Consider the following 9,109-nt stretch of genomic DNA (forward strand, 5'->3'; position numbering starts at 1 on the left):
GGATGCGACGACGGCCGCTGGGTCAGCCTGAGCGTGCGCCAGCTCTGCCAGCGCCTGCGCGGCGAGGGCATCGAGACCACCATCCCGGTGGTCCAGAGCCTGATCAAGGGGCTTACCTATGATGGCAAGGGCCTGGCCGCCAGCCAGGGCAGCCTGGAACTGCAGCATGTCAGCCGGGACCGCTACGATGTGCGTCTGCAGCGTTCCTGGGAGGGGATTGTCCGCACGGTGGCCCTGCGCCACAATGTGGCCCGCACGATCCTGAAGGAACTGGTTCGCCTGGCCGGTGCACCCAAGGTGGCCGGGGATGATCCTGGAACGCTGGAAAACGGCGACGTGCATCTCTCTTTTTCGAGCAACGACCTGGCCGCGGCGATTGCCGGTGACCTTACCCTGCGGGCCGCCGTCAAAAAGGTGCTGCCGGCCATCGACCGCGCCTGATGTTTCTTCACGAGCACAAGGCGATTCACCTGCAGGGCGGCATGGCCGTCTTCCGGCAGGCCATGACCATCCGCATGGCGCCGGGTATCAAGGGCCGGCGCTACACCCAGGGCGACTTCAAACCGTTGTCCGTGCACTACCGCGAGCGGCGTTTCCAGGTGCACGTGATGGTGGAGTTCGCCTCCCTGGGACTGGCGAAGATCGCCAGCGCCCTGGGGCTGGTGTTGGATTACTTCAGCCTGGGTCGCGTGCGTTTTTTGCACCGCTACTTCGCCGACCGCCGGGAACTGGTCGAACGGGCCACCACGGCCGAATCCTACCGCCGCATCGTCGAGCGGTTGGGCAACCCGGTGCAGATCAGTGCCGTGGGAGCGCCGGTCGAGCACAATTTGCTTATCCTGGCCGGTCCGGGTGCCGGCAAGACCACGGTGATCGTCCATCGCTGCGCCTATCTGTTGCAGGTGGAGCGCATTCCGGCGCGCCAGATCCTGGTGCTGTGCTTCAACCACAATGCCGCGGTGACCTTGCGTCAACGGCTCTTTGCCCTGGTGGGCAACCATGCGCGCGGCCTGACCGTGGTCACCTACCACGGGGCCGCCATGCGCCTGGCCGGCATCAGCGTGCGCGATGCCCTGGAGCAGGCACGGTCGGGGCCCCAGGCGGCCGAACCCATCGATTTCGACGGCATCATCAAGGATGCCCTGCGGCTGCTCAAGGGTAATATCGAAATCCCCGGTGCCGAGCCCGACATCCTGCGCGACCAGCTTCTGGGCGGTTACAGCCATATCCTGGTGGACGAGTACCAGGACATCGACCAGGACCAGTACGACCTGGTCTCGGCCATCGCCGGCCGCACCCTGGCCGACAAGGAAAAACGCCTGGCGATCATGGCCGTGGGTGACGACGACCAGAACATCTACGGCTTCCGGGGGGCCAACGTGGCTTCATCCGCCAGTTTCAGGCGGACTATCCGGTCAAGCCGATCTTCCTGGTGGAGAACTACCGCTCCAGCCGCCACATCATCAGCGCCGCCAACCAGTTGATCAAGCGCAATCGCGACCGCATGAAGGGCGATCACCCCATTCGCATCAACCGCGAGCGGGCCCAGGCCGAGGCGGGCGGCCGCTGGGCACGCCTGGATCCGGTGGCCCAGGGCCGTGTCCAGGTGATCGATGTAGCGGATAACTTCCACCAGGCGGCCGTGGCTGTGGCCGAGCTGCAGCGCCTGGCCGGCCTGGATCCCGATTTTGCTGGAATGGCTGCGCCATCCTGGCGCGCACGCGGGCCTTGCTCTGGCCGGTGCGCGCGATGCTGGAACAAAGCCGCATTCCGGTCAAACGGCCCTTGGAAAAGACTTTTCCCATTCACCGGGTGCGCGAGGTGGCGACCCTGATCGATTGCCTGAGGGACGAGACCTTGGGAACCCTGCGGGCGTCGAATCTTTTGCCGTGCGACGAAAAGACCGTTGCCGGTGAAGATGAAGCCGGACTGTGGACACGCCTGTTGAACGGCTTTATCGAGAATTACCGGGCCGAAACCGGCGACGCCCTGCTGCCGGCCGAACGGATGCTGGACCATCTGTTCGATTTTCTGGCCGAACAACGGCGGGAGAAGATCATTGGCGACGGGGTTTTTCTCGGTACCGTTCATGCCGCCAAGGGCATGGAGTTCAAGCATGTGTTCGTGCTCGACGGCGACTGGGGGCGCCCCCTGAGCGACGCCCAGGGAGAAGCCGAACGGCGGGTGTTTTACGTGGCCATGACCCGTGCCAAAGAGACCCTGACCCTCATGCGCGCACGCCGTCGCCCCAACCCCTATCTGAAGGAATTGAGCGGTGAACACATGCTGCCGCGCCGCAGTCCGCTGGCTCCTGAAACCCTTGCCAGCGTCGATTGGTTCAATTATGAGATCGTGGGGCTGGAGGATGTCTTCATGGACTATGCCGGTGGCTTCGACCCGCAACATCTTCTCCACCGCCGGATCGGCGCCCTTTCCACCGGTGATGCGGTGACCCTTGCAGTGGGTGCAAGTGGGATCGAGATTCATGACGGCGAGGGATATTGCGTCGGCCGCCTTTCGGCCAAGGGAAACGAGCGCTGGCGGCCGCGCCTCGCCGCCATTGCCGGGGCACGCATCCTGGCGATCCTGAGGCGTGACCGGCTCGATCCCGGCGACCGTTACCGCGATTATATCAGGGCGGAGAACTGGGAACTGCCGATCGTGGAGGTGAGAAGTGGGGTTTTAGGTGGGTAGGCTGTAGGCGTTTAGGGGGAAAGCATTTTAGCGTTCAAGGACCGCTCTACAAGGGAAGACAGGTTTCAGCTGCACCGGATTCCATCCCTGCCCCGACTGTAGGAGCTGTCCTTGACTGCGACAAAATGGGGTGGATAGGCGCTTCGGCTGAAGATGGATAGGCGAGGGGATGAAGCGTAACGCCGATATCGGTGTTCTTTCGACAATTGATGAATTTGTAGAAAGCCGCTATTCGGACGGCGTTGTAAAACGTTCAAGATCAAGCTTGCAAGCCCCGGGGAGTGAGGCGTACTTAGCGTACGCCGAAGCGAAGAGGGGTGAAGCCTAACGCCGATATTGGACATTTGACAACCTCGTCATTATTGGAGGAGATGATGACACTGTTGATCGTAGACAAGGAAAAATGTAAACAGGACGGCCTGTGCGCCAACGACTGCCCGGCAGGGGTGATTTATTTCAAGGCCGGCCAGTATCCGGAACTCAAACGCGGTGCCGAGGCCATGTGCCTGCGCTGCGGTCACTGCGTGGCCGTCTGCCCCCACGGCGCCATGGACCATGCCGAGGTGCCCCTGGCCGACTGCCCGCCCATCGATCCGGCCCTGGCTATAGCAAAGGACCAGGCCGTGCAATTCCTGCGGTCGCGCCGCTCGGTGCGTCGCTTCAAGGCCGGCCCGGTGGACAAGGCGGATTTGCAGCGGCTGATCGAGATCGGTCGTTACGCGCCCACGGCCAGCAACGCCCAGGTGCTGCGTTGGCTGGTGATCAACGACAAGGCGCGTCTGGACGCCATCGCCGGCAAGGTGATCGATTGGATGCGGGGCATTGTCGCCGCCTCCGGCGAAGGCATGCTCCCCTACATGCCGGCGGTGGTCAAGGCCTGGGACAAGGGCTTCAATTCGATCTTTCAGACCGCCTCCTGCCTGGTGGTGGCCATGGCGCCGGCCGGATCCAGTAACGGCATGGTGGATTTGACCCTGGCGCTCTCCTACCTGGAACTGGCCGCTCCCCAGTTCGGCATGGGCACCTGTTGGGCCGGCCTGCTGCAGAATGCCCTGGCGTCCAGCCCGGCGATCAAGGCCGAGGTGGGTATCCCGGCCGACATTCCCTATCACTACCCCATGATGATCGGCTATTCCAAGGTGCGCTACTACCGCCTGCCCGAACGCAAGCCGCCGGTGATCGACTGGATGTGAGAAGAAAAGGAGTGCCCTCACGGCCGGCTGCGGCCTGAGGGCCCGTTTTAATAATGATGGACTCGTAAAAAGTCGCATCCCCGACGGATTCGTAAAAAGCCCGAGATCAAGGCTTGCGAATCCTGAGAATACCGCTATCGCGGGTGCCGTAGGAGCGTACTTAGCGTACGCCGCAGTGACGAAGGATACGCGTAACGCCGATATCGGGATTTTTACGAATCCGTCAATAATACGCGGGGACCTGCCGCCTGCCCTTGAGCGACTTCAGATCGTCATAGGCATTTTGTTTGTCGCGCGGCGGGAGGTCGACCGGTTCCTGGTGGACTTCCGCATAGGGGACGACGTCCAGCAGGTGACGGATACAATTGAGCCGCGCCCGGCGCTTGTCGTCCGAAGGGACGATGACCCAGGGCGCGGTGCGGGTGTCCGTGGCGGCGAACATGGCGTCGCGCGCCCGCGAATAGTCATACCAGCGGCGCTGGATTCCAGGTCCATGGGGCTGAGCTTCCACTGGCGGATGGGATCCTCGATGCGCCGGTGGAACCGCCGTTTTTGTTCGTCGTTGCCGACTTCCAGCCAGTACTTGACGAGAATGATGCCATCTTCGACCAGTGACTGCTCGAAGCCGGCACAGTTGCGCTTGAAGCGTTCGTACTCGTCATCCGTGCAGAACCCCATGACATGCTCCACGAGCAGGCGGTTGTACCAACTGCGGTCGAAGAGCACCACCTCGCCGGCGGCGGGCATGAATTTGACGTAACGCTGGATGTAGAGCTGGGTTTTCTCACGGTCGCTGGGTGCGGGCAGGGCAACGGTGCGGAAAACCCGCGGGCTGACGCGTTCGGCGATGCGTTTGATCACCCCGCCCTTGCCGGCCGCGTCACGACCCTCGAAGAGGACCACCACGCGCAGCCCCTTGTGGCGTACCCAGGCCTGCAGTTTGACCAGTTCGGTCTGCAGGCGGTTCATCTCCGCCTCGTAGAATTTGCGGTCCAGCTTGTCCCCCTTGGTGTTGACTGCCGCGACCGGGTTTTCGTCTTTCTTCGATTTGCCTTTGCTTTCATATTCGCTCTCCTTGACGGCGATATCCGTTATTGATGCACTCGTAAAAAGTCGCATTTCCGCCGGATTCGTACAAAGCCCGAGATCAAGGCTTGCGAATCCTGAGGAATGAGGCGTGCTTAGCGTACTCCGCAATGACGAAGGATGAAGCGTAACGCCGATATCGGGCTTTGTACGAATCCGTCAGTTATTGGGCGTCTTGCGAGTCCATCAGCCTTTTTTCGGTCAGATAAGCCCAGTAACGCCGTGGCAGCAGTCTCCGATGCAGCCGCGGGTTGTTGCGCGCGGGGATGTTGACGGCATCGTAATAGCGTTGCCAGAGCCGCTGGCAGAGGGACTCGTCGGCATCCGGGCGGCTCCCGGCGCCTGGCTCGGCCATATCGAGCGGCAGGGCGCGAGCGGTTCGGCCGTCGAAAACAAGCCCGTACCGCCGAACCGTATCATAAATGATCCAGCGCTGATCGGCAAACCGGGATTCAAAATGATTCCGAATCAGCGGCAGGACATCGTAGCGCGGTGCGATCCGGGCCAGATAGCGCCCCTCGCCGGTCTGCTCGAAACGCACGAAGCCTTCCAGCCGGCGGGCCTCCTCGCGCACCTTGCGGGCCAGCTGGTCGAGGCGGATCTTTACATCCAGGGAGACGCCGTTGGGGCTGACCTTCGCGTGCGGGATGCGTTCACGAACGTAGGTGTAAATCATCGTCTCCACCCCGGCATTGTCCGAGAGAAACGCTTCGGCGAGAATTTGGCGGCCCTTGACGCCCAAGTGGGTCTTCAGCCCCCGCCATACCCGGGCGGCCTTGACACTATCGGTGGCGATGCTGACGCGGCGTTCGAACAGGCCCTGTTGGGTGTGGGTGGCCGGTTGGATGGCATCGGGTGCCGTTTTTTCGGCGTAGGCGTCGAAAATCGCACTGAGCAGGCCGTCGAAGCTTCCGTCGGTGACGAAGACCAGGGGGCTGAGCGCGACCGGGCGCGCATTTGCCGTGTTGGCTCCCGGAACGTGCCAGCGGGTGTCGGGCAGACCGTCGCAACGGATGAAGGGCAGGGCCCGGGAGATCACCACGCCCATCTGCCGCAAATGCTCCAGGCGAATGCGGCCCCGGCGGCGCAGGGTGACGATGCGGTCGGCCGATCGGATGCCGATGCCCGGCACCCGGAGGATCATCTCGCGCTCGGCGGTGTTGACGTCCACGGGAAAGAACTGCGGATGGCGCAGGGCGAAGGCCTGTTTGGGATCCATGGTCAGATCCAGGTTGGGCTGCCGGGCGGTGATCACCTCCTCAATGGAGAAACCGTACAGCCGGATCAGCCAGTCGGCTTGGTAGAGCCGGTTTTCGCGTTTGAGGGGCGGTGCGGCCGCCGTTGGATCGTCAGTGACGATATTCCCCACCGGCACGTAGGCCGAATAGTAGACCCGCTTCAGGGCCTGCCGGCGGTAGAGCCGGTCGGAGAGGTGCAGGATGGTATGGTCCGTTTCCGGGCTGGCCCCCACGATCAGCTGGGTGCTCTGGCCGGCCGGAGCAAAGGCGGGGACATGCCGCAGGCGCTTTTTGTCTTCCTCTGTTTCGGCCAGGGTTTCGTGGATCACGTTCATGGGGGTGAGCACCGAGGCGTGGGTTTTTTCTTTGGTCAACCGGCGAAGGCTCTCGTCGGTGGGCAGTTCGATATTGACGCTCAGCCGGTCGGCCAAAAGGCCCGCCTCCCGGACCAGTCGCCGGCTGGTGTGGGGCACGCATTTCATGTGCACATAGCCGTTGAAGCCTTTCTGCCGCAGATCCTTCACCGTGCGGATGAGCCGTTCCATGGTTTCGTCCGGGCCGCCAATCACCCCAGAGCTGAGAAAAAGTCCCTCGATATAGTTGCGCCGGTAGAAGTCGATGGTCAGGCCGACGATTTCATGCGGCGTGAAGGCGGCGCGCGGAATGTCGTTGCTGCGCCGGTTGACGCAGTAGGCGCAGTCGAAAACACAGAAATTGGTGAAGAGAATTTTGAGCAGGGAAACGCAACGGCCATCCTCGGTGAAGGTATGGCACACCCCGGCCGGTACCGCGTTGCCCAGCCGCCGACCGGTGTTGCCTCGCCGGCTGCCGCTGGACACGCATGAGACGTCATATTTGGCCGCCGCCGCGAGAATGGAAAGCTTTTCTTCGATCAGCATATGATTTTTGTGTCACCGGAAAACAAAATCTCAATTTACTTCGGACCTGTAGGAGCGGTCCTTGACCGCGACAAATTTTTTGTCTAAACCCCTATCTTCCTAATAAGCCCTACATACTTGCCCAAAACCCGCACCCGGCTGCGCTGGGGCCCCTTGAAAACCAGCGGCGCGTAGACGGGATTGGCCGGCTCCAAGGTTAGCACGGCACGGGTATAGCGCACGATCTTGAGGGTGGTTTCCGTCAGTAAATCCTGAACCAGCACGGCGGCGATGGTGCCGCTGTCCACACGCGGCTGGGGGCGGATGATGGCCAGATCGCCGTCCATGATGTGGGCCTCGATCATCGAATCGCCCTTGACGCGCAGGCCGAAGCATTCCTTGCAACCGAACAGACCGGGTGAAAGGGGCAGATCGTCACCATCGACGGCAACGGCTTCGATGGGCGCGCCGGCGGCGATATTTCCCAAAAGGGGAATCCCCGACATGGCCGCATGGTCGCTGAACCGCCAACTGCGTTTCTTACCCGGCTCGGCCAGGAGATAACCTTTCTCCTTTAGGATGTTGAGAATGCGGTGGATGCCCGCCGGCCCGCTCAAACCGAAATGATCGCCAATTTCACGCACCGTGGGCGCGATCCGATGCTCGCGCTGGAAGGCGATGATGAAATCGAGAATGCTTTTTTGTCTGGGAGTGAGATCGGATGTCATCGGTTCGTCTCCTGTCTTCAGGCGTTGCTGGAAAATGGTGGAAAGGTTCCGTCCGAACGGCTACCGAACAGCATGTCGCCCGGACTCTGCACGCCCTTGCCGCCACGATTGAGCACATGGGTGTAGATCATCGTGGTGGAAACATCTTTGTGGCCGAGGAGTTCCTGAACCGTGCGGATGTCATACCCGGCTTCGAGCAGATGCGTGGCAAAGCTGTGGCGCAGGGAATGGCAGGAGCCGGACTTGGCAATGCTGCTTTTTCGAATGGCTTGCCGGATCGCCCGCTGGGGAACCGACTCGGAGATGTGATGCCGGCGCTCTTCGCCTGAGCGCGGATCAATGGAGCGTCGGGTGGCGGGGAAGGCATATTGCCAGGCCCAACTGCGGTTGGCGTTTTTGTACTTACGTTCCAGCGCGTAGGGAAGATAAACCGCACCGAAACCGGCTTTTAGATCGGTTTCATGGACCTTTTTGATTTTTTGCAGGTGACGTTGCAGCTCACCGACGATGATTTCGGGAAGCATTGTTACCCGATCCTTGTGCCCCTTGCCATCACGCACAAGCACTTGGCGATAGCCGAAATCAATGTCCTTTACCCGCAGGCGGACACATTCCATGACCCGCAGGCCGGCACCGTACAATAATTGCCCCATGAGCCAGTAGATGCCTTCCAATTGCAACAGTATCTGCCGGACTTCCTCTTGGGTGAATACCACGGGCAGCTTCTGGGGCCTTTTGGCGCGCACAAGATTGTCAAAGTTGCCCAGCTCTTTGCCAATGACTTCACGATATAGGAACACGATTGCACACAGCGCCTGATTCTGGGTGGAACTGGCCACCTTACGATCGACCGCCAAGTGGGTCAGGAACGCGCTGATGTGGCTTTCATCCAAATTTTCAGGATGTTGTTTTTGGTGAAAATAGATGTAGCGTTTGATCCAGTCGATATAGCTCTGCTCCGTGCGAATGCTGTAATGCAGGCAGCGGATGGCATTGCGCACTTCATCAAGCAGTCGCGGACGGACAGATTGATTTCCAGAATGGTTTGTTGATGTTACAAGGCCATTGCCAACAAAAGGTTCATTCCCCATGGTCTATCCTCCGTGCTTGCCACTAAGGGTGGATCTATAAATATATAATTGACTTAATGCGAAAATGACGCTAATCAAAAATAGCTCATCGTTCCATCTGCACGGCCACTGGCGCTTTGTTTAAAAAGTCTGTCAGTGAACGTTTGTTCATATCGCACCACACTTTTTACGAAATGTCAATTTGTTATTGGCCTCATGACA

General features: G+C 60.6%; 8 protein-coding genes and 1 pseudogene. 5 read left to right on the top strand and 4 right to left on the bottom strand.

Annotated features, from left to right (window positions below; genetic code table 11):
* The 5 genes from JCM12296_RS40460 to JCM12296_RS29760 form a co-directional block, all read left to right on the top strand.
* Positions 1–441 (top strand): hypothetical protein (locus JCM12296_RS40460; RefSeq protein ID WP_172684174.1); only part of this gene is annotated, 441 nt, incomplete at its 5' end.
* On the top strand, positions 441–1,484 hold the full coding sequence (locus tag JCM12296_RS29745; RefSeq protein ID WP_054700606.1) for a UvrD-helicase domain-containing protein: 1,044 nt from the start codon (positions 441–443) through the stop codon (positions 1,482–1,484). The genes JCM12296_RS40460 and JCM12296_RS29745, both read left to right, overlap by 1 nt.
* Entirely contained in the window at positions 1,433–1,834 is a 402-nt protein-coding gene (locus JCM12296_RS29750; protein ID WP_054700609.1) for a hypothetical protein, read from the top strand. Before JCM12296_RS29745 ends, JCM12296_RS29750 begins: the two co-directional genes overlap by 52 nt.
* Positions 1,750–2,694: a 3'-5' exonuclease gene (locus JCM12296_RS29755; RefSeq protein ID WP_083456646.1), complete on the top strand. Its 945-nt coding sequence runs from the start codon at positions 1,750–1,752 to the stop codon at positions 2,692–2,694. The genes JCM12296_RS29750 and JCM12296_RS29755 overlap by 85 nt, the downstream gene beginning before the upstream one ends.
* A gap of 371 nt (positions 2,695–3,065) precedes the next feature.
* The gene (locus tag JCM12296_RS29760; protein WP_054700615.1) at positions 3,066–3,887 is read left to right on the top strand and encodes a nitroreductase family protein; all 822 of its coding nucleotides are present in this window, start codon (positions 3,066–3,068) and stop codon (positions 3,885–3,887) included.
* 223 nt (positions 3,888–4,110) lie between these two features.
* Here the strand turns inward: JCM12296_RS29760 and ppk2 are convergent.
* From ppk2 to JCM12296_RS29780, 4 genes and pseudogenes are all read right to left on the bottom strand, one after another.
* Positions 4,111–5,006, bottom strand: a pseudogene (gene ppk2, locus JCM12296_RS29765) (polyphosphate kinase 2).
* 130 nt (positions 5,007–5,136) lie between these two features.
* A complete protein-coding gene (locus tag JCM12296_RS29770) occupies positions 5,137–7,110 on the bottom strand; it encodes a putative DNA modification/repair radical SAM protein (protein ID WP_054700618.1) in 1,974 nt (657 codons plus the stop codon).
* 83 nt (positions 7,111–7,193) lie between these two features.
* Positions 7,194–7,817: a transcriptional repressor LexA gene (lexA, locus tag JCM12296_RS29775; RefSeq protein WP_054700621.1), complete on the bottom strand. Its 624-nt coding sequence runs from the start codon at positions 7,815–7,817 to the stop codon at positions 7,194–7,196.
* A gap of 17 nt (positions 7,818–7,834) precedes the next feature.
* Positions 7,835–8,908, bottom strand: coding sequence for an integron integrase (locus tag JCM12296_RS29780; RefSeq protein WP_083456647.1), 1,074 nt, complete (start codon positions 8,906–8,908; stop codon positions 7,835–7,837).
* Positions 8,909–9,109: the final 201 nt, after the last annotated feature.

The sequence above is a fragment of the Desulfosarcina cetonica JCM 12296 genome (assembly GCF_001311845.1).
Taxonomy (GTDB): Bacteria; Desulfobacterota; Desulfobacteria; order Desulfobacterales; family Desulfosarcinaceae; genus Desulfosarcina; species Desulfosarcina cetonica.